Source organism: Tropicibacter naphthalenivorans (assembly GCF_900176475.1).
Taxonomy (GTDB): domain Bacteria; phylum Pseudomonadota; class Alphaproteobacteria; order Rhodobacterales; family Rhodobacteraceae; genus Tropicibacter; species Tropicibacter naphthalenivorans.
Window position 1 is genome coordinate 85605 of record NZ_FWXX01000009.1, and the last position, 24377, is coordinate 109981.

The following is a 24377-nucleotide window of genomic DNA, read 5'->3' on the forward strand; positions in this document are numbered from 1 at the left end:
TTTCTCCTGCATTCTGTTGGCTCACACGACCGCCCAGCGGACGGCGAAGAGCTCCTGTTTGCTGATATCCTGTTGGAGGCGGGTTTCCAGGTCCGAGATCATCTGATCACGCTCGTCGATGATCTCGTCCTCCACCTCGAAGATGCGTTGGCGAAGCCGACGCTTGGATTTCTCCAGGTCCTGAATCTGCATCTGGATCCGGTGCTGATCCTCGGGGGACTCGGCCGTTCGCGCCTCGCGCTTGAGTTCGAGGATCCGCGCCTTCGCGTCCTTCAATTCCTTTTCGGCGGCGAAGACCTTGTCCTCGGCCCACCTTTCGAGCTTCTGGCTCTCGGCCGAGAACCACTCCGCGTTCTGGCGCTTCAGAGCGTCGGTCACAGCTTGTTCGCGTACAGCGAGCGGGCCCTCCAATCGGGATTTCTCGATGGTCGCGACCCCGCCTGTGATGCGGCAGGGCATGTCGAAAAGGCGCCGAACGACATCTTCTTCGATCAGCTCGCCCTCATCGGTCATCGCCGCGAACAGGATGTGGTCCTGCGCATCGAAGCCTGAAAAGCTGAGGCAGCGTGCAGCGAGGATTCCGCCGCGCCCCACAAGCGGTTCGATGCTGACGGCCTTGGCTGGCCATGCTGAGTAATCGAATGCCAAAGAGGCTGCTTCGAGGATTCGGCCCTTGGCCCGCTCAATGACATGCTGCGCCAGCGGGTGACCCAAACGGTATCTGTGTTCGCTCAGACCGTTCTTGGCGATCCCGTAGCCTCCAGCGGGCACAGCAAGCCCACCCGGCGGCTCCTTCAGGGTGAAGGTGAGGTGTTCGTCATCGAACTGAGCTCGGTCGCGGAGCTCATGCCGCGTCACCGCCCAGAGCATCCTCTCGTATCGCCCGACATACTCCTTGCTCTTGTCGAGATTGATCTTCAGGCGGTCATGCACCTCGGCGTCGAAGTTCTCCAGCAGCTTCCGCCGAGTGTCCTCCATCGCAACGCTGATGTTCTCGTCCATTTCGCCCCGAAGCCGAGAGAACTCGGTCTCGATCTCTTCTGTTGTTCTGCACGTCTGGTAGATGGTGACGATCCGCTTTTCGAATTCGACACCGGACTCGATTGACCCCAAAACCTCGTCGGAAGCGCCGAACACCCCGGAGAATAGCTGAAACTTTTCGGCCAGAAGCTCGTAAACGCGTTGGTCTGCGGCATTGTTTTTGTTCAGGAAATTGACAACCACAACGTCATAGAGCTGGCCGTAGCGGTGGCAACGACCAATGCGTTGCTCGATTCGCTGGGGGTTCCAAGGCAGATCGTAGTTCACCACGATGGAACAGAATTGAAGGTTGATGCCTTCTGCGGCGGCCTCTGTTGCAATCATGATCGAGGCATTCTCGCGGAAGTACTCGACCAATGCCGCACGTATGTCGGCTGTCCGTGAGCCAGTAATGCGATCGCTACCTTTGTGCTTTTCGAGCCAGGCATCATAGATCTGTTTGGATTGCTCGTCGGTGTTAGACCCGTTGAAAAGAACGAGCTCATCGCCGTAGCCGTTGTCTGACAGAAGGCGGACAAGATACTCTTGGGTGCGGCGTGACTCTGTGAAGATGATAGCCTTCTGCGCGGCACCAAGTTGTTGGGTCTTGGCGAAACCAGCACTCAACGCGCTGAGAAGTGCTTGCCCCTTCGCGTTTTCAGAAATCGAAACAGCGAGGTCGCGGAATTCGCGTAGGTCGGAGATTTCCTTCTTGATCGCGTTCACATCTTCCGGGGACAGCAATTCGGGCTGGTCATTGCTTTCTGGCCACTCGTCTGCGAGTTCATCGAACTCCTCGTAGTCTTCCGCTAGTTCCTCCTCGAGCTTGCTCCGCAGGTCAGTGTCTTGCTTGAGTTGCCGCTCAAGCTTCCGCGCAAGGGAGTCGAGAGCGCCTGCGATGGCGAAAGTCGAGGATGCGAGCAGCTTCCGCATGATCAACGTCATTAGGGTTCGCTGCGATGACGGCAACGCGTGCAGAGAAGGCCTTCGGAGGTAATCCGATACCATGTCGTAAAGAGCCTGCTCTGCCTCGGTTGGCACGAACTCCTGCGTGATCGGAATGCGATTTGTGTACCGTATATATTCGAGCACCTGGCGACGGAGCGTTCGATGGCAGACAGCTTGCAGTCGCAGCTTCAGTTCGTCGAACTGATCATCACCGGTCAGCCGCGCGTACTTGGCCCTAAAGCTCTTGGCGTCACCGAAGGTGAAGTCATCGATTAGGCTGACGAGTCCGTACAACTCCATCAGCGAGTTCTGCAGGGGCGTGGCGGTCAACAGGATCTTGGGCGCGTTCATGAGTGCGCCCTTCAGAGTGCGTCCGATCCGATTGTCTGGTCGGTACACGTTCCTAAGGCGATGCGCCTCGTCGATCACCACCAAATCCCAAGGAATGACCATCAAAGCCTCGGCGTGCCGTGCCGCAAATTGAAAAGAGGAGATCACAAGGCGCTTCTGATCGAATGGGCTACGCACCCCATCCTTCGACATCTTGTTGTAGTTCTTCGCCTCGAGGATAAGCGTCGGAAGGAAGAACTTTTCCTCGACCTCTTGCGACCACTGCTTCCGCAAGTTGGCTGGCGTAATGATCAGAATGCGACGTTTCCCTTCGGCCCATTTCTGAGCGAGAACCAATCCAGCCTCGATTGTTTTTCCAAGACCCACTTCGTCAGCCAGAATCGCCCCTTTCGAGAGCGGTGACTTGAACGCAAACAGCGCGGCTTCAACTTGATGAGGATTGAGGTCCACCTGCGCGTCCAACAGTGCCCCAGCGATTTTTTCATTGTCGGCGACGGAATGCCGCTTGCTCAGTTCGTGCGCAAATAGCTTGGCGTGATACTCTGTGATCAATTCAGCACTCCGGAACCTGGCTTGCAGGACCGACGGCATTGCCGACGGAGGGGATATGGCAAGTAATGAGTTCCCGATTGAGGAGCACGATCTGCTGATCCTGCGGCTTCCTGGCGAATGGATCCGTGTCCAGCCCAAGGCGCTTGAGGGTGTAATAGAGAAGTGCACGGCGAACCTTGATTTCGGCTTTCCCGTCTTGCATGCCGTAGTCGAGCGCGATCACCTTGGCCTGTGTCTCGGACAGGTCCGGGTGGGGCCCCACCTTCAGCGTGACCTCCGAATGCCAGTCGTCGTCTTCGGCGGCAGAGGTTGCAGCATCGGCGGTCTCGCGCACCTCAAGTATCCGAGACAGCAGGAAGTCCTTGAAACTATTGCCCGTCATGCAAAAGGCTCGCGCATGCCAACGAAACCCATCGAAGGCAATGGCGTGGGGCGCAATCCAGCGCCAACGCGGCTCGGGATTGGACAAGGATTGGTAGTTGATCTCTATCGCCTCAGTCCGGCGAATGGCACCAACGACCGCGCGTAAGGTTTCAGGATGAACGCCGCGCACAGGAGTAGGCGTCGAGCCAAAGGCCGGCAGGTCAGTGGTCCAGCAGTCATCGCGGTCGAGGAGCCCATCCTCAAGGGAGCGCAGCTGGGCCAGGTAGCGGCCAGCGTCCAGCTTTCCGAACACAGACTTGAAGCCCGGGCCGCGCACATAGGTGCGCGCGCTCTTGTCGTAGGTCATGTTGTCGGGGGCAAAGCTGATGTAGCGATTCAGGTCGGTTGAAGCCTGGTTCACCGACAGCCCGAACTGCTCCATGACATCGCTTCGGTTCACATGACCCTCCCAGAACAGGCGAAACTCGATGAACTCGAGCCGCTGCTCGACGCCCCAGCGAAGTTCCGACCTGTCGATTTCCACTACGCGCTCCCGCCTTGGTCGATGCGCACGATTACTATGCGCGCCCAATTATTGGGTTCTAGCCGACGCTATCCGACGGGGTGAGCGCGCGCAATCGAAATTGCGCGTAAAGCGATTGATATTGCTGGGGGTTGTGGGTGGGACCTAGTTTCAGCAGGGATCGCGCAGTCACCGATCAGGCATGATGGCGGTCCTCACTGTTCAGCTTCCCTGCGGCATGCGGCACGGGGGACGTCAGGCTGCATGGCTCAGTCCCCGGCCTTGTCCGCTGGGATCTCGCTCAGCTCCCGATTTTCGAATGCCACGACATCCTCCATCCGGTAGATGACCAAGCGTCCGATCTTGATGAAGCGCGGCCCTTCGCCAAGGGAGCGCCAGTATTCGAGGGTCCTGTGGCTGATCCTCCATCGTGCTGCCAGCTCAATTTGGGTCAGACGGGTGTCAAACATTTTCGTTTCCTTTCGTGCGATCTCAACGGCCGAAATGCAAACTCCCTGCGCGTCCATAACAATGCTTCGCGCAGGGTTTTGCTGACGATGCCCGCGCGGGATTCAGCGCCCGGCCTTTATCTCCTCCAGGTCGCGCAATTCTTGATTTTCGAACGCAAGGACATCTTCGAGGCGGTAGATCACGCGCCCGCCGAGCTTCATGAAGCGCGGCCCATCGCCGATCCACCGCCACCGCTCAAGTGTCCTTGGGCTAATTCTCCATCGAGCAGCCAGCTCGATTTGCGATTTGACTGAGGCACATTTCTCGCATTTTCGTTTCCTTTCGAGCGACCACCGTGGTCGCACGACAACGAATGCGTAGAAAGAAAACCTATTCAAGTCAGTGCGTTGCGGGGTTTTTCGCGTTGCGGGCTACGTCCCTCGGACATTGGGCGCAGCAGCGAATTGCCCGGTGGACCGGCGTCAAATTGCGAAATGTTCCCTAGAAGTCCGTAGGACACGTTAGCCTGCCGGAGCTTCCTCAGGGGTCACAGGAGACGGTCCGGTTGGAAGCGCACTTCCTCCGCCACTAACCTAATAAGATCAACAGGTTAGTGAGTATTCTGGGGATCAGACACACAGATAGCTCCACAGTTGCGCCGCCTTTGGTTCCCGCTCAATGTCGTGCCCTATGCACAACGTTCAGCGGCAAACTTTCCGTCTGTCTCCATCCGCCGGAAGCATGATCACCACGGAGCCAGTGCCTTTGGATTGGCTGGTAGGGGGCATCCCATCGACGGGGGCGGGGTGGCTTTTCGCTTGAGCGGGGCCCCCATCAAGCCCGACATCAAGGGAACCCAGAATGCTACTAATGGCGGGTGAGAGGGAGCCTTGGCTTCCCCGGGCGACATGAAATTTCCAGCGCCATCAGGGCGAGGGCAAAGTTTGCAAATCCCGGCGTGAAGACCGGATCACCCAAGGGAGAAGCGCCATGAACGAGACGTCCAGCTGCTAGAACGGCAGCAAAGGCGGCCAGCCTATCACCATGTCGTCGCGTTAAATCGCAGACACTTGCTGCATCTGACATGCCCCCCATCGTAATGCAGATTCTGCGCCAACTCGGAAGGAGCAGACAAATGCGAAAGAGCCGTTCCACCGGTTAAGGGGACCGTGGCCCCGGTGGGGCCGCGTAAGCCCTGTACCAGATTATCGGGATGATCAAAGAGCAAGAGGCCGGCATGGCGACAGCCGAGGTTTGCCGAAGGCATGGCCAAAGCACGGCGACTTTCTACAAGTTGAAGGCCAAGTATGGCGGGATGGAAGTGTCCGAGGCGGTCAGGCTGAAGGCGCTCGAGGACAAGGACGCTAAGCTCAAGCGCGCCGGACGCTTGAGCAATTTGGGGGCTCCGCGCCCCGCGCGCTTGCGTCAGACGCGGAAGCCGAACACCCAGATCCAACATGCAGACTCTCATTGTGAACGAGGGATCCGCAGGGGGGCAGGTCGGTCGGAACGGTATGACATTGTTTGGCTGCTGGAAGGACTTCGCGCATTGCAGGCGGTCGCGAATGACCGCGAAGCGCGGGTTGACACTGCGGCTTCTGAAGGCGGTCTCACGCCCCGGGACATTGGCATTCTTAAACGCGAGCACGTGCAGAATACACCTCGTGGCCGACGCCTCTACTTCCGCCGGGCGATAACGGGCAAATTCATCAGCATTCCTGTGACGCCGGCGTTGGCGCGCCTCATCGACGGAACACCTGCAAGCCAAGAGTTCCTCATCGTTTCGCTTGAGGGGTGCTAGCTGACGCCGGAGCGCGCCTCCGTCATTGTCCGCGACCACAAGGCCCGTGCAAATGCGGCTGCCGAAAGAGACAAAGAAAAAATCCACATTCGCGATGAACTGCGGTTTTACGATATGCGAGCCACGGCGGCGATGGAATTTCTTCGCGCAGGTTGCAGTCTGAATGAGATCGCCGTCACAATGGGATGGGGCTGCGTCATGCCGCCAACATCATCGAGAAAGATGCCGCCGTTGTACCCGAGATTGCGGATGAGGTTCTCGACAAGCTGTACGCGCAGCGACAGAAACGCGAGGAATAGGTCCCGCGCCTTTATTCATCTCTCCCGCAAGAACACTTCATCTCCTGTCGCCCAGCCTAGGATCAACGGCATGCCGCAAGGAGCCGTGATCGTGCTGGGCGAATTGCGGTTTGGTGAAGCCCCCAGGAAGTCACAGAACGCCGCGAAGTTGTCATACCAGCGGTGCTCCTGCGAGAATGACTGCACGATCATCGCGGCGGCCTCTGTCCCGAAACGGCGCGCCTCGATGATGGCTGCTGCTGTGCGATGGAAGAGTTGGTAATACATCTCTTCCGGAGGGTTGCTGCACCCGAGGAGATCGCAGATGGCAGACAGGCGCGCTCGCTTGCCATCCGAGGCGTTCCGCATCCAATCCCCGATAGTCCGGTCGAAAGGCTCGGCAACCTTCGCTTCCACGGCCACCGCGATCCGGCGATCAGATTCGCGCACCAAGGCAAAGACGTCGCACTGGCTTGCCGCACCACGGCCGGGCAGGGGGACCTTGTGCTCGGGTATCGCCAGCAACAGCTCTGCATCAGGCGCGAACATGGCTGCGATCTCCGGCGGCAACCCGGCCGCAGCTTCCCACGATTGAGCGGCGGCCATAGCTGAGTAGCCTGCGCGCCAGTGCTTGTCGGGATCGCCAAGCAAAGCGCGCCAGTCGAGAGGAGTGCGTGTCGGGATGTAGATCTTGGCCATGCCAAAACATCGCCCAGAAGAGCCGAAGTTGGCAACAGTTCCGATGTTCAAAGGGCGGCGCGACAGGGCAGTTTGTAAACCAACCTGTAAACCGGGCATTTTCTGGCCCCTCGTAGTAGGTCCAATTTTGCCAGAAAGCTCAGAATAAAAATATGGAGGCGAGTACCGGAATCGAACCGGTGTACACGGATTTGCAATCCGCTGCGTCACCACTCCGCCAACTCGCCTTCCGAATGCTCCGGGCGGGGCCCGGGGCGTGTGGTTGGCACTGATTATGCCCAACGTCGGGGCGCGTCAACTGCATAATTCCCACTTTTCGACGCCCTGCTCGCAACCTTTGACAGGTGATCGCTTTCCCTCAATTTGAGGCGTGCAAGACATTGCCGCCGCTCGGCAAGTATGGCACAAACGTTGCAAAGTAACTGAACGAAAGAGTTTAGTGCATGACCGATTTTGCCACTCGCCGCCGCATGATGGTCGACACGCAGGTGCGTCCGTCCGATGTGACTGAATTCCCAATCATCGACGCCATGCTCAGCGTCCCGCGTGAGGCGTTCGTGCCCGGTGACAAGGTCGAAGCGGCCTATGTCAGCGAAGACGTGGATCTTGGCGATGGCCGCGTCCTGCTGGACCCGCGGGTGTTTGCCAAGATGCTGGATGCGCTGAACCTGACCAATCAGGATCTCGTGCTCGATCTTGGGGCAGGGCTGGGCTATTCCTCTGCCGTGATCGCCATGATCGCCGAGGCGGTCGTGGCCGTTGAGGACGACGAGACGCGCGCCACCGAGGCGCAGGCGCTGCTGTCCGAGCATCACGCCGACAATGTCATCCTGCACGCCGGCGCATTGACCGACGGCGCGGCGGGCCACGGCCCCTATGATGCGATCATCATCGAAGGCGGCGTCGAGGAAATTCCGACCGCCGTGACTGATCAGCTCAAGGACGGTGGGCGGATCGCCGCCATCTTTATGGACGGGGCTTTGGGCACCGTCAAAGTCGGGCATAAGCTGGACGGGACGATCAACTGGCGCTTTGCGTTCAACGGGACCGCGCCGGTTCTGGACGGGTTCAAAAAGGCCGCTGAATTCGCATTGTAAGCGAAGGCCAACATAAGAAGGGGGCAAAAAATGCTGAGCAGAATGCGAGCAAAGGTCGTGAAAACGGCCGCTATGGGCGCCCTTCTGGTGTCCACGGCGATGCCGGTGTGGGCAGAAACCTTGGCCGAGGCGCTGACCTCGGCCTATATGAATTCCGGCCTGCTGGAACAGAACCGCGCCACCCTGCGCGCCGCAGACGAAGACGTGGCACAGGCCTTTGCGGCGCTGCGGCCCGTTCTTAGCTGGCAAAGCGATATTCAACGGACGTTTGGCACCAGTGGCGGGATCGTCACGGATCGGAGCTCGGCGGCCTTTGGTCAGTTCCGGATCGGCGGCTCAGTGTCCAACTCGGCGTCCTTTAGCCTGTTGGCCGAATTGGTGCTGTACCGCGGTGGCCGCAACAAGCTGGGCATCGACGCCGCGAAAGAGGCCGTGCTGGCGACCCGTGCAGGCCTGCTGGCGATTGAGCAGCAGGTTCTGTTCGACGCGGCGAGCGCCTTTATGGAAATGCGCCGCGCGACGGAAACCGTCGCCCTTCGGCAGAACAACGTGCGTGTGATCCGCCAAGAGGTGCGTGCCGCGCGGGACCGTTTCGATGTGGGCGAAGTGACCCGCACCGATGTCGCCTTGGCCGAGGCGCGCTTGGCTGCGGCGCAATCCGCGCTGGCTGCCGCCGAAGGCTCGCTGGTCTTGGCGCAAGAGGAATATCTCGCCACCGTGGGGCACAAGCCCGGCGCGTTGCAATCGCCGCGGTCTTTGCCCAAGCTGCCCGCCAGCGTCGACGCGGCCAAGGCGCAGGCCGTGCGCCAGCACCCGCAGATGATCAGCGCGCAACATGCTGTGACCGCTGCGGAAATTGGTGTGCTGATCGCCAAGGGCGCGACCAAGCCGACGGTGTCGCTGTCTGGCGGGTTGAACACCCAAGAGGACTTTGATTCCAAGTCGTTTAGCCGCGGTGGCAGTGTCACCCTGCGGGCCACTGGCCCGATTTATAGCGGCGGGGCGCTGAACTCGGCGATTCGCAAATCGCGCGCGCAGCGCGACGAGGAACGCGGCCGCCTGCATGTGGTTCAGGCGGAGGTGATCCAGAACGTTGGCAACGCCTACGTGCAACTCGGCGTCGCCCGCGCCAGCCGCGCCTCTTTCGAATCGCAGGTTCGGGCCGCCACGGTCGCCTTCCGCGGTGTCCGTGAAGAGGCGGCGCTTGGCGCGCGCACCACGCTGGACGTGCTCGATGCCGAACAGGAACTGCTCGACGCCCGCGCCAGCCTGATTTCCGCGCAGGTGGACGAAGCCATCGCCGCCTACGCTGTTTTGGGCGCGCTGGGGCTGCTGACGGCGGATGCGCTGCACCTGAACGTGCCGAAATTCGACCCGGCAGAGTATTACAACCTCGTGCGCAAATCCCCCGCCAGCCTGTCCAAGCAGGGGCGTGAACTGGATCGTGTCCTAAAGGCCCTCGGAAAAGATTAACTTTTTCCACATCTGTTGTGAGAATCTCGGCGGGCGGGTAAAGTCCGTCCTGAGGCAGAGTGGTAAAAAAGAATGTCGGACCCCGTAACCAACGTGGAAATAGAGGATGTGCTGTCCTCGATTCGCAGACTCGTCTCCGAGGATTCGCGACCGAGGCCTGCCGCCAAACCGGCGCAGCCGGACCGTTTGGTGCTGACGCCCTCTTTGCGCGTGCAGGATGCGCCTGTGCCTGAGGTTGAAAAGGGCTCTGGGCCAGAGGCGGCAGCGGATACGGCAGCGACCTCAGCAGAGGTGGCCGACGGCCCAATGCTCTTGACGGACCCAGACCCCGATTCCATTTCCAGCCCGGACGAGGAAACCTCTGTCGACGCGGGGCCTTTGGATTTGGGCGCGCTTCAGGCCGAACTTCAGGCGGAACTGGCGCGTGATGCGGCGGATCGGGACGATCCTGTCGCGGATGTCCATGTGGCCGAAATCGAAGTGGCCGAGGTCATGGAGGCCCAAGAGCCATCCGCCGATGACGCCGAGGCTGCCTCGGATCAGGACTTTGCCGATTTGCTGGCCGAGGTGGCCGTGGCCGAGGAAGACGCCCCTGTCGAGGCCAAACCCTCTGCGGTCGGGATTTTATCCAGCTTGATCGAAGAAGAACTGGCGCGGTTCCGCGAAGCGGCCAAGGCCAACGCGGTTGAGGAGGCCGAAGAGCCGACCGAAGCCGAGCTTTCCGAACCTGACCCCGAGCACGTCCAGCCCGAAGAGGCACAGGAGGAGGCGCCGCAAGAGCCGCAGGCCGAGCCGGATCAGGATTGGGATGCGCCTCAGCCCGAGCAAGCGTGGGCCGAGCCGCAGCAAGAGGCCGAAGAGGACGAAGAGGACGCCCCGGTCGATCTGGCGCAGGCCGAGCGCGACTTTGACCTCGGCGACACCCACGCCGATGAGACAGAGCTGCTCGAAGCCTTGGGCGAGGCGCTGGCCGGGCCGGAAACTCCGGTCGCCGAGGTGCCGCGCGACGTCAAGGGCGAGAGCCTCGAGGACAAGATCGCCGCATTGGAAGAGCTGGTGGGGCGCAAGCAGGACGATTGGGACATCGAGGCCGACGCCGAGGCCCCCGCGACCTTTATCCGCCGCGCCCCCGAGCCGCTGGCGTGGGAAGACCACACGCCCGACGTGGACGAAGTCCGTGAGACGCTGACCGCGCCAATGCAAGAGCTGGACGACATCGAGGCGTCTTATGACGAGCCCGCCGTGGCAGAGCCGCAGGTACAGGCGCTGAGCCTTGATCTGGACGATGAGGCGCTGCGCGCCATGGTCTCGCAGATCATCCGCCAAGAGTTGCAGGGCGCCTTGGGCGAGCGGATCACGCGCAACGTGCGCAAACTGGTGCGCCGCGAAATCCACCGCGTGCTGATGAGCCAGGATTACGACTAAGGCCTACGGGCCTTGGATCGCGGCCCGGGCCGCGCCGGATCAGACAAATAAAAAACGCGCCCGGCAGAAGGGCGCGTTTTTTTCATGGTACTGACAAAAATACGTTAGGCAGCTTCGGCCTGTTGTGCAGCGGCATTGCGGCGTTCGCTTTCCTCGCGGGACAGTGCGACCGAAGTCCGCACACCCTTGGAAACGAATTCCATAAGACCGGATACAACCCGTTCGTTCGGGTCGATCCCGGCACAGGACAAAACTTCACGCCCATCGCGAGAGCGTGCCCAGCGGGCGATTTGTTCCGGGCCGTTGCCGTATTTCTTGTCGTCAGCGATTGCGTCGTCTAGGGCAGCCAGCACCACAGCGGCAAACAGCTTACGCGCACGATTGCCTTGCTCCGCATTGAACGCGGTGCTGTCAACGAAATCCTTCATATCTCGACCTTTGATTATTGCTCTTGTCTTTTCCGGCGTGAGGGGGGTTATGACCTAATCGAAACGATTCGGATACCCCGCAAACGCATACCACCCATGCGAACCACGCATATCTTTCGTCAAATGCAAACGAGATTTGGTTGGCTTGCACGGGTGCGGTAGGCAATATATAGGGGCCGTCAAACATTCATCAACCTTTCGCCACGGAATCGCCACATGCCCAAAATCAACGGGAACGAGATCCGCCCCGGCAATGTGCTGGAGCATAACGACGGTCTTTGGGCCGCAGTCAAAGTCGACCACGTCAAGCCCGGCAAGGGCGGCGCGTTTGCTCAGGTCGAGCTCAAGAACCTGCGTAACGGCTCGAAGCTTAACGAACGCTTTCGCTCGGCTGACAAAGTCGAACGCGTCCGTCTGGAGCAAAAAGACATGCAGTTCCTCTATGAGGACGCCGGTCAGCTGATCTTTATGGACACCGAGACCTACGATCAGGTCCAGCTGGACGCCGACATTCTCGGAGAGCGTCGCCCGTTCCTGCAGGACGGCATGACCATCGTCGTGGAATTCCACGAGGCCGAGGCGCTGAACGCGACCCTGCCGCAAAAGGTGATCTGCGAGATCGCAGAAACCGAGCCGGTCGTCAAAGGTCAGACCGCCGCCAACAGCTTTAAGCCCGCGGTTCTGGACAACGGTGTGCGTGTCACGGTGCCGCCCTTCGTGGCGCAGGGCGAAAAGATCGTCGTGAACACCGAGACCATGGAATATTCCGAGCGCGCCTGACCCAGGGGCTCGCGCGCACATACCCCGGATTTAGCCGGGGGTGCGATATGACAAACAAGAGGCCTCCGGCGCAACGCCAAGGAGGCCTTTTTCATGATTACCCCCGCCCATCCCGACGACATTCCCGCCATCGCGCGGATGCTGTTTGATCTGAACGCTTTGGATGCGTCCACCCGCGCCCGGTTCCACAACTGGCGCGCCCAGCCTGCCTTGCAGGCGTTCCTGTCGGAAAGGATGCAGGACGGCGCGCAGGTCTTGGTCTACCGCACGGCGGGCGTGCCGCGCGGTGTGCTGATGTGGCGCGCAGAGGGGCAGGGGGCCGTGCTGGAGCAACTGTTCGTCGAGCCGATCTGGCGCCGGCGCGGCCTTGGCGCGCGGCTCATCCAGCGGTTCGAAGCGGACCTTTGCGCGCGCGGGCTCAGGCGGTATAGCTGACCGTCGCGCCCTCGGCCTGCATATCGGCCCCAGCGCGGTCGAACCGCAGATAGGCAATCGCCTTGCCGCCGCTTTGGGTGAACAGCGTGCCCGCCACCTTGCCATTATTGCTGATCTCGGTCCCCACGGGGGCCGCGCCGGTGACGTCCACCACCGCCAAGCCCTTGCGAAGTTCGGTCTTGTGCTTCATCCGCGCGGTGACCTCTTGGCCGACGTAGCAGCCTTTCTTGAAGTCGACGCCATTCAGCCGTTCAAACCCGGCCTCCAGGATAAAGGTGTCGGGCGTCAGCTCGACCCCGGTCTGCGGCACGCAGGCGGCCACGCGCAGCGCGTCCCAATCCACGTCCTGCCCCGGTTGCCCCGCATAGCCGCGCCAGCCCAAGGACGCATCACGCGGATCGGCAAAGGCCCCCTCGGGCGCATCCCCCAGCCCGCGCGTCACGCTCAGGTCGGTCGCCTCAATCGTCACGTCCGAGCGCAGCTTGTACATGCTCAGCACCTTCGTCAGCTGCGGCGCAAGGGCGCTGTCCACGTCCAGCAGGATGTCCGCCCCGTCCGGCACCAAAAAGAAGTCGGCGCGGTACTTGCCCTGCGCGGTCAGCAGCGCGGTGTAGACCAGGCCATCTTTCAGCCGTGCCACATCGTTGGTGACCAGACCTTGCAGAAACTCCTGCGCGTCGGTGCCGCTGATCCTCAGAACGGTGCGATCGGTGGTGTCCATGGTTTTCCCCTTGCTGACTTATGTGCCATATAAGGCGCGCAGCTTTCGACGAACAGGCCCATGCGCGCACCGATTTCCGTTATTCTCCCGACTTTGAACGCGGCGGACCATTTGCCCGCCTGCCTCAATAGCCTTGGCGAAGGGCTGGCCGAAGGGCTGATCCGCGAGCTGATCCTGTCCGATGGTGGGTCCACCGATGCCACCTTGCAGATCGCGCAAAGCGCCGGGGCCGAGGTGGTCACCGGGCCTGCCTCTCGCGGGGGGCAGCTCAGGCGCGGGGCCGAGGCGGCGCAGGGCGAGTGGCTGTTGATCCTGCACGCCGACAGCGTGCTTGCGCCGGGATGGGCCGAGGCGGTGCTGCGCGCGCTGCCAACGCCGGGCGCCTATCATTTCCGCTTGCGGTTTGATGCTGGGGGCGTCGCGTCGCTTATGGTCGCGGCATGGGCCAACGCGCGGGCGCGGCGGTTCCATCTGCCCTATGGCGACCAAGGCCTGCTGATTGACCGCGCGACTTACGAGGCGGCGGGCGGCTACGCCGATATGCCCCTGATGGAGGATGTGGCGCTGGCGCGTGCGCTTGGCGCGCGGTTGCAGGAATTGCCCGCCGAAATCGTCACCTCGGCCGAGAAATACCAGCGTCAAGGGTGGCTGCGGCGCGGCGGGCGCAACCTGCTGACGCTGGCGCGCTATCTGATGGGGGCGGACCCGGCCAAGCTGGCGCAGGCCTATCGCAAAGCCTGATCAGCCTTCGAATTGCAGGGCGTAGAGCTGCTTGTAGGGGCCTTCGCGGGCGATCAGCTCTTCGTGGGTGCCTTCGTCGACGACGCGGCCTTGATCCATCACGATGATCTTGTCGGCGTTGCGCACGGTGGACAAACGGTGCGCGATCACCAAGGTCGTGCGGCCCTTGGACAGGCGTTCCAGCGCCTCTTGGACCACCGCTTCGGATTGCGCATCAAGGGCCGAGGTCGCCTCGTCCAGCAGCAAGATCGGCGTGTCGCGCAGCAGCGCGCGCGCAATGGCGACCCGCTGACGTTGCCCGCCCGACAGCGCCGAGCCACGCGTGCCCACGCGCGTGTCGAGGCCATTCTCAAGGCGCGGCAAAAAGTCGGTCACATGGGCGGCCTTCAACGCGGCCTCCAGCGCCTCTTCGGACACCTCGCGGTCCAGAACGATGTTCTCGCGCAGGGTTTCGTCGAACAGCAGCGCCTCTTGGCTGACCACGGAAATCATGTCGCGCAAATCGGCCAAGGGCAGCAGCGACACCGGGATGCCCGCGATTTCCACCGCGCCGCCCTGGGGGTCCACCAGCCGGGTCAGCAGGTTAAAGACCGTGGTCTTGCCCGCGCCGGACGCGCCCACCAGCGCGGTGGTCTGACCGGCTTCGGCGCGCAGGGTCAGGCCGTGCAGCACCTGCGAGTCGCCAAAGGACAGCGTCACATCGCGCAAGCTCACCTCTGGGATGCCACTGGGCACGGGCAGAGGGTCGGCGGGGTCGCGCTGGCTCGGCGGGGTTTCCAGCAGCTCCTTGAGGCGCTCAAGGCTGGCAGCGGCCACTTGCCAGACGCCGCTGAACGCGCCCAGACGGCGCAGCGGTTCGAACGCCAGACCAATCGCGGTGAAAAACGCCATAAAGTCGCCGACGGTCTTTTCGCCGCGCAAAATCTCGGAGCCGCCGAAATACAGCACCCCGACAAAGCCGATGCCCGACATGATGTCGATCAGCCCTGGCAGCGACGCCTGACCAAAGGCAGAGCGCGTCTCGGCGTCGACGCGGTCACGGGTCAGATCGCGGTAGCGCTTGCCCTGATAGGCTTCGAGCCGGTTCAGCTTGACCGCGGTGATGCCGTGGAAGGTCTCGTTCAGGCGGGTCGCCAGGTCGGTCGAGATGTCGCGCGCGTGCCGCGCCGTGCTGCGGACAAAGCGTTGCAGCAGCACCGACGGCACCACCAGCAGCGGCGCCCCGATCAGCGCCACCAGCGTCCAGCGCCAGTCGATCACGATGGCCACCCCCAGCAACGAGATCAGCGCGATCACGTCGCGGCCCGCCCCGGTGATCAGCGTGCGCCACAGCTTGGCAATGCTGTTCACGTCGCCCTCGATCCGCTGGATCAAAAAGCCGGGGCCGAACTCTTGGTGAAAGCTGGTGTCGAGCCGCATGACGTGCTCGAGCAGGTCTTGGCGCAGATCACCCATGGACAATTGCGAGACCTTGGTCAGCAGCACCTTTTGCGCCACGCCCGCCACGCCGCGCAGCGAAAAGATCACCATCACCGCGATGCCGACCCAGACCAGAGCGGTGGAATCGCCGCCCACAAAGGCTTGGTCGAACATCGGTTTCATGATGTAGGACAGCAGGCCGAACATCGACCCTTCGATGGTCATGAACACCATGGTCAGCGCCATCAGCGCCTTGTAGCGGGTCAGGTAGCCGTGCCACAGCCACAGGAACAGTCGCTTGGGCGGCGGGGCGTCCCGGTCTTGATGCGGCGCGCTCACGGGCGGGCGCTTTCGATCAGCTCGGCGGCCACCTCGGCCTCTGGGCGGCGGGTATCCCAGCCGTTTTGCAGGATGCCGTTGTTGTATTCGGTGCGGATCCAGTCCTCAAAGCCGATCTCGCCAAGGGCCAGACGCGCCTTGTAGACCCGCAGGATGTAATCCTGAATGCCGGTGGCGGTAAAATCGAGGTGGATATACTTGAGGCTCAGCTGCTTCATCGCCTCATCGACCGACGCACCTTCAAAGATCATCAGGTACATGGCGGCGGTAAAGCCCGCCCGGTCGGCCCCTGATTTACAGTGGAACAGCATCGGCTTTTCGGCGGCGCGCAGCGCGTCGATCACCCCGATCACCCGGTCCAGAGAGGCGGCGTTGCGGGCGTGGATCTTGGCGTTGATCAGCTTCAGCCCCAGCGCATCGCAGCTTTCTTTTTCAAAGAGGTAGTGGGCGTGGCCGTCCTCGCCGCGCAGGTTGACCACGGTCTTGATGCCCATGGCCGCGTATTTTTCGAACCGCGCGTGGGTCGGCTGGTTCGAGCGCCAGACGCCGGGGGCGATCTGGTAAAAGTTGGTCCACAGCACCCGCAAAAACGCGTGGTCAAAGACGTGGTAGTGAAACCGGGACCAGCGCCGCCCCTCGGGCGTGCTGATATCACGGCCAAACGAATGGCGCAGGCGGCGCTCTGCGTTGTCGATTTTGGTCCAGAGGTCTTTCAGCATATCTGCCTTCCCAAGCTTCAGGGGCGCGGTTTACTTGGCCTTTGGGGCTGTGTCCAGCGCGGGGGGAATTGACCACGCGGTCAAGGCGGGTAATGTCGGCCCGTACCTCAGATAGGAGCCCCCCATGTCGCTTGCAAATGGCCGTCCGCATATCGCTATTCCCGGCCCGTCGGTCATGCCGGACCGTGTGTTGCAGGCCATGCACCGCCCCGCGCCGGACATCTACGATCCCGGTTTGGTGCAAATCATGTCGTCGATCGTGCCTGACCTGAAATACGTGGCGCAAACCGATGGCTACGTGGCGATGTATATCGCCAATGGGCATGGCATCTGGGAGGCGTCCTTGCAAAACGTCACCGATCCCGGCGACACGGTGCTGGTGCCTGCGACCGGGCGCTTTGGTCACGGCTGGGCGGAAACCGCGCGCAGCATCGGCCTGACCGTCGATGTGATTGAACATGGCCGCCAAAGCCCCATCGACCCAGAGCGGGTGCGCGCGGCCTTGCGCGCCGATACCGATCACAAGATCAAGGCCGTGCTGGCCGTGCACGTCGACACCTCGTCGTCGGTGCGTTCTGACATTGCCGCCCTACGCAAGGTCATCGACGCAGAAGCGCACCCGGCGCTGCTCATGGTCGATTGCATCGCCTCGCTGGGCTGTGACCGCTTTGAGATGGACGCCTGGGGCGCCGATGTGATGCTGGCCGCCAGCCAGAAGGGTCTTATGACGCCGCCGGGCATGGGCTTTGTGTTCTTTAACGAACGGGCCAAGGCGCGGCGGGCCGAGGTCAAAAGCGTGTCGTTCTATTGGGACTGGAGCAACCGCGCCGAGCCAGAGATGTTCTATATGTATTTCGCAGGCACCGCGCCGACGCATTTGCTGTATGCGCTGCGCGAGGCGCTGACCATGATCCGCGAAGAGGGCATCGAGGCGGTGTGGGAGCGCCACGCGCGCCTTGCGCAGATGCTGTGGACGGCAGTCGAGCACTGGGGGCAGGACGGCGCGTTCCGCCTGAATATCGCCGATCCCGCGCATCGCTCGCACGCGGTGACGGCGGCGGGGCTTGGCAAGGGGCAGGGCGACCGCTTGCGCGCTTGGCTGACAGAGCAGGCGGGCGTGACGCTGGGCATTGGTCTGGGGGCAGAGGATGCGGACGATCCGACCGCGTCGGGCTATTTCCGCTTTGGGCATATGGGCCACGTGAACGCGCATATGATGCTTGGCGTGCTTGGCGCGGTCGAAGCGGGCCTGACGGCGCTGGAAATCCCGCACCGCGCGGGCGGCGTCACAGCGGCGGCGCAGGCGATGGCGGCAAAGCCCTAACCGGCCTTAATCCGTACGGGCCTGTGCGGCTTGCTGCGCGGTTTTGCGCCGCAGGGCGAAATCCAGCCGGGTGATTGCGTGATTGAGCAGCGCAGCCACCACCAAAGCGCTGGCAAAGCCCCAAGCGGCCGAAATCGCGGCCATGATCCATGTGAGATTGACGAACAAAAGCACCAGATTGGTCGTGGTAAAATCTTCGACCGCGGTGGGATGATGGTTCTTCATGACAGCTCCGCAAACAAAACGCTTGAACCCGTAATACTCAGTATAAACGCTGCCCCCGACGGAAACGTTGCATCAGAAGTCTGAATTTTCGGTAAATTTTATCGGATTAGCTGTTGCGGGCGGTCTCCAGCGCCTTGGGCAGTGCCTCGGCCAGCAGCGCCATATCCTCGGGGCGGCCTGCGCTGATGCGGATGCAGCGATCTTGGGGCGCGACAAAAGGCATACGCACGAAAATGCCCTGAGCCAGCAGGGCGGCCAGCACCTTGCGCGCGAAATCGCCATCCTGCCCGCAGTCGACGGCAACGAAATTGGTGGCCGAAGGCAGGGTGGTCAGCCCATTGTCCTTGGCGATGCGGGCGATGTCCTTGCGCGCGGCATCCACCAGCCGCAGCACTTCGGTCAGCCACGCGTCATCCGCCAAAGCGGCCAAAGCCCCGGCCATGGCGGGCCGGTTCATGCCGAAATGGTTGCGGATCTTGTCAAAGGCCTTGATGGTCTCTGCCGCGCCCAGAACATAGCCGATCCGCGCGCCCGCCATGCCATAAGCCTTTGAGAACGTGCGAAAACGCAGAACGCGCGGGTCTTGCGGGTCGATCTTGGGCGCGGTGCCTTGGGGCGCGAATTCGATATAGGCCTCGTCCAGCGCAAAGACGCAGCCCTCGGGCAGGCGATCCAGCGCCGCTTCGATGGTTTTGCCGTCGTACCACGTGCCCATGGGGTTGTCGGGGTTGGCGAGGTAGACGATCTTGGCGTCCACCTCGGCGGCCTTGTCGAACAGCGCCAGAATGTCTTCGCGGTCGTCCTTATACGGCACCTTGTGCAGCACGCCGCCGAACCCCGCCACGTGATAGTTGAACGTCGGATACGCCCCGTCCGAGGTCACCACCGCGTCGCCCTGGTCCACCAGCAGGCGCACGGTGTACCCCAGCAGCCCGTCAATGCCTTCGCCGATCAGGATATTTTGCGGGGTGCAGGCATTGCGCGCGGCCAAAGCGCCCTTGAGGTCCAAATGCGCCGAGTCGGCGTATTTCCAGATCTCGGCGATCTCGTCCTGCATGGCGGCCACCGCAAAGGGCGAGGGGCCGAACATCGACTCATTTGCGCCAAGCCTTGCCTTAAAGGGAAACCCCTGCGCGCGCTCCTGCACTTCGGGGCCGACGAAGGGCACGGTTTCGGGCAGGGCTTTGATCAGGGCGGGGTAGCGTGGTCCAGTCATGGCGCGCACTATGGCGCGTCTGGGCGGTTGCGCAAGGGGGTTCTGCGTGTGCCTGCGGGCACGAACACGCGCAAAAGGCGGGTTTGCGGGGCAGATCGCTTGACCCCACCGGGGCAACAGGCCAGTTTCGCGCCGAGCAGCCGGGAAAGAGCATAAAATGGCCAAGACCCCACCCCCTTTTGCCGCCTTTGAATGGATGATCGCGTGGCGCTATTTGCGCGCCAAACGCGCCGAAGGTGGTGTGTCCGTGATGACGTGGATCTCGCTTGTGGGGATCACGCTGGCGGTCTTCGCGCTGATCGCGACACTCGCGGTGCGGTCGGGCTTTCGGGCGGAATTCGTGGACACGATCCTTGGATCGAACGCGCATATCACCGTCTATCACGTGACCCGCACGGATGAGAATGGCCAGAGCACCCGGACTCTGCCGGACCATCTGGGAATGGCGGAACGGGTGCGCGCCGTGCCCGGCGTGGTGCGCGTGGCGCCCTTGGTCAAGGGGCAGGTGATGGGGACAGCGAACGGCAATAACGCCGGGGTCGAGATCTTTGGCATCGCGGCTGACGACCTTGCGGCGATCCCCCGCGTGGCGGACCCGGAAACCGGGCGGGGCGATCTGGCGCGCTTTGACGACGGCATCGCCATCGGCTCTGGGGTTGCGCAAATGCTGGGTGTGGGCGTGGGCGACAGTGTCAAGTTGATCTCGCCCAACGGGGTCAAGACGGCCTTTGGCGTCTCGCCTCGGGTCAAGAGCTATGACGTGACCTATATCTTTACCGCTGGCCGCTATGACATTGACCGCACGCGGATTTACATGCCCTTCGCCGAGGCGCAGCTGTATTTCAACCGCGAAGGCGTGGCCGATGAGCTGGAGGTGATCGTGACTGACCCAGAGCGGGTCGAGGACTTGATCACCCCGGTGGCACAGGCCGCAGGCGCAGGGGCGCTGGTCTGGACATGGCAGGACTCGGCGGGCGGGTTCCTGCGGGCGCTGGAAATCGAGGACAACGTGATGTTCGTGATCTTGTCGGTGCTGGTCCTGATCGCGACGATGAACATCGTGTCGGGCTTGATCATGCTGGTGAAAAACAAAGGGCGCGACATCGGGATTTTGCGTACCATGGGGCTGACCGAAGGCTCGGTCATGCGGGTGTTTTTTATCTGCGGGTCGTTCACCGGGATGATCGGCACGGCCCTGGGCGTGCTGCTGGGGTGTCTGTTCGCGATCTATATCGACCCGATCTTTGCCACGGTGAACTACCTTTCTGGGGGCGGGGTCTGGGATCCGTCGATCCGCGGCATCTACGCGTTGCCGGCCAAGCTGCAACTGGCGGATGTGCTGTCGGCGGTGGTGCTGTCGCTGGGCCTGTCTTTTGTCGTGACGATCTTTCCGGCGCGGCGGGCGGCCCGCATGAACCCGGTCGAGGCGCTGCGTTATGAATGATCTGACCGCTCTCCGCCGGTGCCAAATTCCTTCCAAGGAATTTGCAAATCTTTTGGGAAAAGATTTGTCCCACTTCGTAACGAGGGTCTCATGAGTTCTGCGGTTTTGCGCCTTTCTGGCATCGAAAAGGTCTACAACCCCGGCACCCCCGGTGAGGTCAACGTCTTGCGCGGCGTCGATCTGACCGTGAACACCGGCGAAGTGGTCGCCCTCGTCGCGCCCTCTGGTGCGGGCAAGTCGACGCTTTTGCACATCGCCGGCCTGTTGGATACGCCTGACAAGGGCGCGGTTGAGATCGCCGGAGAGGCCATGCAAGGGCGCAGCGACCGGAGGCGGACCGCCGTTCGGCGGGATCAGTTGGGCTTTGTCTACCAGTTCCACCACCTGCTGCCCGAGTTCACGGCGATCGAAAACATCGTTCTGCCGCAGCTTGCCAACGGCGTGTCCCGCGTCGAGGCCGAGGCCCGCGCGCAGTCCCTTTTGGCCAGCGTCGGCATTGCCGCGCGCGCATCGCACCGTCCCGCCGCCCTGTCCGGGGGTGAACAGCAGCGCGTCGCATTCTGCCGCGCCATGGCCAACGCGCCCAAGCTGCTGCTCGCGGATGAACCCACCGGCAACCTCGACCCCGAAACCTCGGCGCTTGTGTTTGACGCGCTTATGACCCTCGTGCGCGACACCGGGTTGTCGGCCTTGATCGCCACGCACAACCTTGATCTCGCGGCACAAATGGACCGCCGGGTGCGGCTGGACGCGGGTCACCTGCGCGAAGACTGACCCAAGAAAATAACCTTAAGGAATTAACCTTAACCGCCCGTAAACGGCCCCAGACCGGCCCGATTTCTGACGTGATCTCTGCATAGCTTGCGCAAGATTATGTGTGAGAGGTGCGCCATGGGCTTGGAACTGTTGATGTTGATGATCGGCTTGCTGCCGATGACGGTGGCTGCCGTTGGCCCCACCGGCGAAGACGACACCGCAGATGCGGACACCGTGGAGGACACGGACGACGACACCGTGGCAGAGACCACGGACGAACCAGCAGAAGAGACGGCAGATGAGGCTGGGGACGCCGCCGATGCCGTGACCGACCCGGCCACGCCGGAGAGCCCGACCAGCGAAGATACCGTCAGCGCCGCAGGCGAGACCGTCACCGGGACCGATGGCAACGACAGCCTCGTGGGCACCGAAGGCGACGACACGATCCTTGGGGCCGATGGCCTTGACGCGCTGTCCGGAGGGCTTGGCGACGACTCGCTGGATGGCGGCACTGGCGCGGACCTGCTGAACGGCGAAGACGGCGCGGACACGCTGCTGGGCCAAGAGGGCGATGACACGCTCTTGGGCGGCGATGGCGACGACGCGCTGTTTGGCGGTGCGGATGCCGATTCCCTGTCCGGCGGCATTGGCATGGACAGCCTGCTCGGCGAGCTTGGCGCAGACACGCTGGTGGGTGGGGCCGGTGACGACATCCTGTATGGCGCGGCCCCGGGCGAAGTGGACGCGGCCTCGGACGAGCTGGACGGCGGCACGGGCGACGATGCCCTTTTCCTGGATGCCACCGATGTGGGGCTTGGCGGCGAAGGGGCGGATGCCTTCTACATGCTCGGCAGTGCCACCGTCAGCGATTTCGACGTGGCCGAAGACATGCTGATCGTGCCTTATCCGGGCGGAACGGCGCCGACCTTGGCCAGCCAGACCTTGACCGACACGGGCCTGACGATGACCCTGTCCGACGCGACAGAGATTGTGCTGACCGGGGTGACCACCGAATTCGCCGAAGACCCGATCATCTATCTGGACACCACCGACGCCGAGGCTACGATCACAGCAGACACGACCGAAGACCCGGCCTATGATCCTGCGGATGACACGGCAGAAACGCCAGATGCAGAGACCACCGATACCGTGACCCGTGATGCCCCGAGCGGCGAAGACACCGCACCTGCGGCGGATGAGGCGGTCGTGGATAGCGAAACGACGGCAGCCGATACTCCGGCGGACGACCCGGCTGGCACCACTGCAGCGGATGCCGATGCAGCGGATGCAACCATAGCGGACTCAGGGGCCGACGCGACCCTGCCATTGACCCCTGCCGAGCTTTGATCTGACCAACAAGTCCCCTTGTGCTGCGGTAATAACCTACCGTAGGGATAGACTTTAGTCGGATATTTTCGAACGCCGGGGGCCTCATGCCAATCGTTTCAGTGCTTGACATCGCGCAGCAGTCGCGGGCCGCGATGCTTGCACATGGGGCCAGCCCCACGGTCGCACGGGAAATGTCACGCGCCATCGCCTGGGCAGAGGCGCGCGGGAACCGGATTTGCGGGCTGTACTACCTCGAAAGCTATTGCCAGCAGATGAAAACGGGCCGCGTCGACGGGCAGGCTGTCCCGCAGGTGCATCACCCGCGCCCCGCCGAAATCGTGGTCGATGCGCGTCATGGCTTTGCGCAGCCCGCCTTTAGCGCGGGGCTGGACGCGGCGTTGCAAGCGGCCAAGGACAATGGCATCGCGCGGCTTGGGATCATCAACGCGCACACCTGCACGGCCTTGGGGTATTTCACCAAACGCATCGCTCTGGGCGGCTGTATCGGCGTGGGGTTTACCAACGCCTCGCCGATTGTTGCGCCTCCGGGCGGCAAGACCCGCGTGATCGGCACGAACCCGATCGCCTTTGCGGTGCCCGACGGCAACGGCGCGGTGTCGATGATGTTCGACCAGGCCACCACCACCGTGGCCCTTGGCGCGGTGACCATGGCCAAAGCGGCGGGCGAGCCGATCCCCGAAGGCTGGGCCTTGGACAAGGACGGCGCGCCGACCACCGACCCGGATGCGGCGCTTCAAGGCTCGCTGTGCAGCGCCGGCGGCTACAAGGGCTGGGGGTTTGGTCTGATGTCCGAGGTGCTCGCGGCCTGTCTGCTGGGCGGCACGCTAAGCAAGGACGTCGCCCCGCTCAAGGCGCCCGATGGCGCGCCGCATGATCTGGCCCATAGCTTTGTACTGATCCACCCGTCGGATGCGACCTTCTTTGACCGGATGCGCACGCTGGCGCAGGCGGTGGCCGCGGACGAAGGCTGCCGGATGCCGGGGCAGGACAAGCTGCCCAAGGAAGCGGTCGAGGTGCCCGATGCCCTGTGGGCCTTGGTGCAGCGGCTGGCGGGCTAGGCGCGCTGGGTGATCCAGACGCCAAGCGCCATGACCGCGATACCAAGCGCGCGTTTCATGTCCAAGGGCGAAATGCGCGCGCCGAACAGGCCGAAATGGTCGATGGCGGCGGCGCTGATCAACTGCCCGATCAGCACAAAGAACACCGCATTGCCTACCCCGAACTTGGGCGCGATAAAGGTCACCGACAGCACGTAGAAGGCTACGAAAAACCCGCCCGTCAGCAGGTGGCGCGGCACCTGCGTCACGCCGGTCATCCCGCCGCCGCCGCGCGCCAGCCACACCACCAGCGTCGCCGTAAAGGCCACGCAGAACAGCACCATCGCCGCCCCCACGGGCGAGCCAAGCCGCTGCCCCAGCGTTCCGTTCAAGGCCGCAAGGATCGGGATACCCATCCCGGCGAGCAGCATCACCAGCGCGTATTGTGTCATCTTGGGGTCTT

General features: G+C 62.5%; 23 protein-coding genes, 1 tRNA gene and 1 pseudogene. 12 read left to right on the forward strand and 13 right to left on the reverse strand.

The features are described 5' to 3' along the window. Positions 1 to 21 precede the first annotated feature (21 nt). The 4 genes from B9A11_RS16700 to B9A11_RS22585 all read right to left on the reverse strand — a co-directional run bounded on the left by B9A11_RS16700 (position 22) and on the right by B9A11_RS22585 (position 4572). Positions 22 to 2871, reverse strand: a complete 2850-nt coding sequence (locus tag B9A11_RS16700) for an SNF2-related protein (protein ID WP_058249001.1) — start codon at positions 2869 to 2871, stop codon at positions 22 to 24. A 1-nt stretch (position 2872) separates the two neighbouring features. Further along, positions 2873 to 3778 (reverse strand): WYL domain-containing protein, encoded by a 906-nt coding sequence (locus B9A11_RS16705; RefSeq protein WP_058248921.1) that lies wholly within the window; start codon positions 3776 to 3778, stop codon positions 2873 to 2875. Between the two features lie 248 nt (positions 3779 to 4026). Continuing rightward, on the reverse strand, positions 4027 to 4227 hold the full coding sequence (locus tag B9A11_RS16710; protein ID WP_058248920.1) for a helix-turn-helix transcriptional regulator: 201 nt from the start codon (positions 4225 to 4227) through the stop codon (positions 4027 to 4029). Between the two features lie 102 nt (positions 4228 to 4329). Then, the gene (locus B9A11_RS22585; RefSeq protein WP_058249000.1) at positions 4330 to 4572 is read right to left on the reverse strand and encodes a helix-turn-helix transcriptional regulator; all 243 of its coding nucleotides are present in this window, start codon (positions 4570 to 4572) and stop codon (positions 4330 to 4332) included. Positions 4573 to 5420: 848 nt separating this feature from the next. Here B9A11_RS22585 and B9A11_RS16720 point away from each other — a divergent pair. Continuing rightward, positions 5421 to 5585, forward strand: a pseudogene (locus B9A11_RS16720) (transposase); the annotation flags it as partial. A gap of 737 nt (positions 5586 to 6322) precedes the next feature. Here the strand turns inward: B9A11_RS16720 and B9A11_RS16725 are convergent. Together B9A11_RS16725 and B9A11_RS16730 are read right to left on the reverse strand one after the other, a co-directional pair. Next, on the reverse strand, positions 6323 to 6985 hold the full coding sequence (locus tag B9A11_RS16725) for a DUF6946 family protein (RefSeq protein WP_058248919.1): 663 nt from the start codon (positions 6983 to 6985) through the stop codon (positions 6323 to 6325). A gap of 153 nt (positions 6986 to 7138) precedes the next feature. After that, positions 7139 to 7212, reverse strand: a tRNA-Cys gene (locus B9A11_RS16730). 216 nt (positions 7213 to 7428) lie between these two features. Here B9A11_RS16730 and B9A11_RS16735 point away from each other — a divergent pair. The 3 genes from B9A11_RS16735 (at position 7429) to B9A11_RS16745 (ending at position 10980) form a co-directional block, all read left to right on the forward strand. Then, positions 7429 to 8082: a protein-L-isoaspartate O-methyltransferase family protein gene (locus B9A11_RS16735; RefSeq protein ID WP_058248918.1), complete on the forward strand. Its 654-nt coding sequence runs from the start codon at positions 7429 to 7431 to the stop codon at positions 8080 to 8082. Positions 8083 to 8154: 72 nt separating this feature from the next. Beyond that, positions 8155 to 9555 carry a TolC family outer membrane protein gene (locus B9A11_RS16740; RefSeq protein WP_143595911.1) on the forward strand — a complete coding sequence of 467 codons (1401 nt, stop codon included), beginning with the start codon at positions 8155 to 8157 and terminating at the stop codon, positions 9553 to 9555. A 72-nt stretch (positions 9556 to 9627) separates the two neighbouring features. After that, positions 9628 to 10980 (forward strand): hypothetical protein, encoded by a 1353-nt coding sequence (locus tag B9A11_RS16745; RefSeq protein ID WP_058248916.1) that lies wholly within the window; start codon positions 9628 to 9630, stop codon positions 10978 to 10980. Positions 10981 to 11084: 104 nt separating this feature from the next. On the opposite strand, the gene B9A11_RS16750 is transcribed toward B9A11_RS16745, so the two are convergent. Then, on the reverse strand, positions 11085 to 11408 hold the full coding sequence (locus B9A11_RS16750; protein WP_058248915.1) for a DUF6280 family protein: 324 nt from the start codon (positions 11406 to 11408) through the stop codon (positions 11085 to 11087). Positions 11409 to 11624: 216 nt separating this feature from the next. Here B9A11_RS16750 and efp point away from each other — a divergent pair, with 216 nt between their 5' ends. Then, positions 11625 to 12188 (forward strand): elongation factor P, encoded by a 564-nt coding sequence (gene efp / locus B9A11_RS16755; protein ID WP_058248914.1) that lies wholly within the window; start codon positions 11625 to 11627, stop codon positions 12186 to 12188. Between the two features lie 93 nt (positions 12189 to 12281). Then, complete coding sequence (locus B9A11_RS16760; protein ID WP_058248913.1) at positions 12282 to 12623, forward strand: GNAT family N-acetyltransferase; 342 nt, start codon at positions 12282 to 12284, stop codon at positions 12621 to 12623. Here the strand turns inward: B9A11_RS16760 and ygfZ are convergent. Next, the gene (gene ygfZ, locus B9A11_RS16765; RefSeq protein ID WP_058248912.1) at positions 12607 to 13344 is read right to left on the reverse strand and encodes a CAF17-like 4Fe-4S cluster assembly/insertion protein YgfZ; all 738 of its coding nucleotides are present in this window, start codon (positions 13342 to 13344) and stop codon (positions 12607 to 12609) included. The genes B9A11_RS16760 and ygfZ overlap by 17 nt on opposite strands. A 60-nt stretch (positions 13345 to 13404) precedes the next feature. On the opposite strand from ygfZ, the gene B9A11_RS16770 reads away from it, so the two are divergent. Beyond that, positions 13405 to 14085, forward strand: coding sequence for a TIGR04283 family arsenosugar biosynthesis glycosyltransferase (locus B9A11_RS16770; protein WP_058248911.1), 681 nt, complete (start codon positions 13405 to 13407; stop codon positions 14083 to 14085). Here the strand turns inward: B9A11_RS16770 and B9A11_RS16775 are convergent, their stop codons facing one another. Both B9A11_RS16775 and B9A11_RS16780 read right to left on the reverse strand, forming a co-directional pair. Then, complete coding sequence (locus tag B9A11_RS16775) at positions 14086 to 15843, reverse strand: ABC transporter ATP-binding protein (RefSeq protein ID WP_370736546.1); 1758 nt, start codon at positions 15841 to 15843, stop codon at positions 14086 to 14088. It lies immediately after the preceding gene. Continuing rightward, complete coding sequence (locus B9A11_RS16780; RefSeq protein WP_058248910.1) at positions 15840 to 16562, reverse strand: fused DSP-PTPase phosphatase/NAD kinase-like protein; 723 nt, start codon at positions 16560 to 16562, stop codon at positions 15840 to 15842. The genes B9A11_RS16775 and B9A11_RS16780 overlap by 4 nt, the downstream gene beginning before the upstream one ends. A gap of 124 nt (positions 16563 to 16686) precedes the next feature. Between B9A11_RS16780 and B9A11_RS16785 the strand changes: the two genes are divergently transcribed. Continuing rightward, entirely contained in the window at positions 16687 to 17886 is a 1200-nt protein-coding gene (locus B9A11_RS16785; RefSeq protein ID WP_058248909.1) for a pyridoxal-phosphate-dependent aminotransferase family protein, read from the forward strand. A 6-nt stretch (positions 17887 to 17892) separates the two neighbouring features. Here B9A11_RS16785 and B9A11_RS16790 read toward each other — a convergent pair whose 3' ends face one another. Both B9A11_RS16790 and B9A11_RS16795 read right to left on the reverse strand, forming a co-directional pair. Then, the gene (locus B9A11_RS16790) at positions 17893 to 18111 is read right to left on the reverse strand and encodes a hypothetical protein (protein WP_058248908.1); all 219 of its coding nucleotides are present in this window, start codon (positions 18109 to 18111) and stop codon (positions 17893 to 17895) included. Positions 18112 to 18217: 106 nt separating this feature from the next. Beyond that, a complete protein-coding gene (locus tag B9A11_RS16795; protein WP_058248907.1) occupies positions 18218 to 19327 on the reverse strand; it encodes a pyridoxal phosphate-dependent aminotransferase in 1110 nt (369 codons plus the stop codon). Positions 19328 to 19484: 157 nt separating this feature from the next. Between B9A11_RS16795 and B9A11_RS16800 the strand changes: the two genes are divergently transcribed. From B9A11_RS16800 to B9A11_RS16815, 4 genes are all read left to right on the forward strand, one after another. After that, positions 19485 to 20771 (forward strand): lipoprotein-releasing ABC transporter permease subunit, encoded by a 1287-nt coding sequence (locus tag B9A11_RS16800; protein WP_058248906.1) that lies wholly within the window; start codon positions 19485 to 19487, stop codon positions 20769 to 20771. A 90-nt stretch (positions 20772 to 20861) separates the two neighbouring features. After that, complete coding sequence (locus B9A11_RS16805) at positions 20862 to 21545, forward strand: ABC transporter ATP-binding protein (RefSeq protein WP_058248905.1); 684 nt, start codon at positions 20862 to 20864, stop codon at positions 21543 to 21545. 117 nt (positions 21546 to 21662) lie between these two features. Continuing rightward, positions 21663 to 22874 (forward strand): calcium-binding protein, encoded by a 1212-nt coding sequence (locus tag B9A11_RS16810; protein ID WP_058248904.1) that lies wholly within the window; start codon positions 21663 to 21665, stop codon positions 22872 to 22874. Positions 22875 to 22960: 86 nt separating this feature from the next. Next, entirely contained in the window at positions 22961 to 23935 is a 975-nt protein-coding gene (locus B9A11_RS16815; protein ID WP_058248903.1) for an Ldh family oxidoreductase, read from the forward strand. Here B9A11_RS16815 and B9A11_RS16820 read toward each other — a convergent pair. Next, positions 23932 to 24366 carry a DMT family transporter gene (locus tag B9A11_RS16820; protein WP_058248902.1) on the reverse strand — a complete coding sequence of 145 codons (435 nt, stop codon included), beginning with the start codon at positions 24364 to 24366 and terminating at the stop codon, positions 23932 to 23934. The two genes, B9A11_RS16815 and B9A11_RS16820, sit on opposite strands and share 4 nt — an antisense overlap. Between the last annotated feature and the right edge of the window lie 11 nt (positions 24367 to 24377).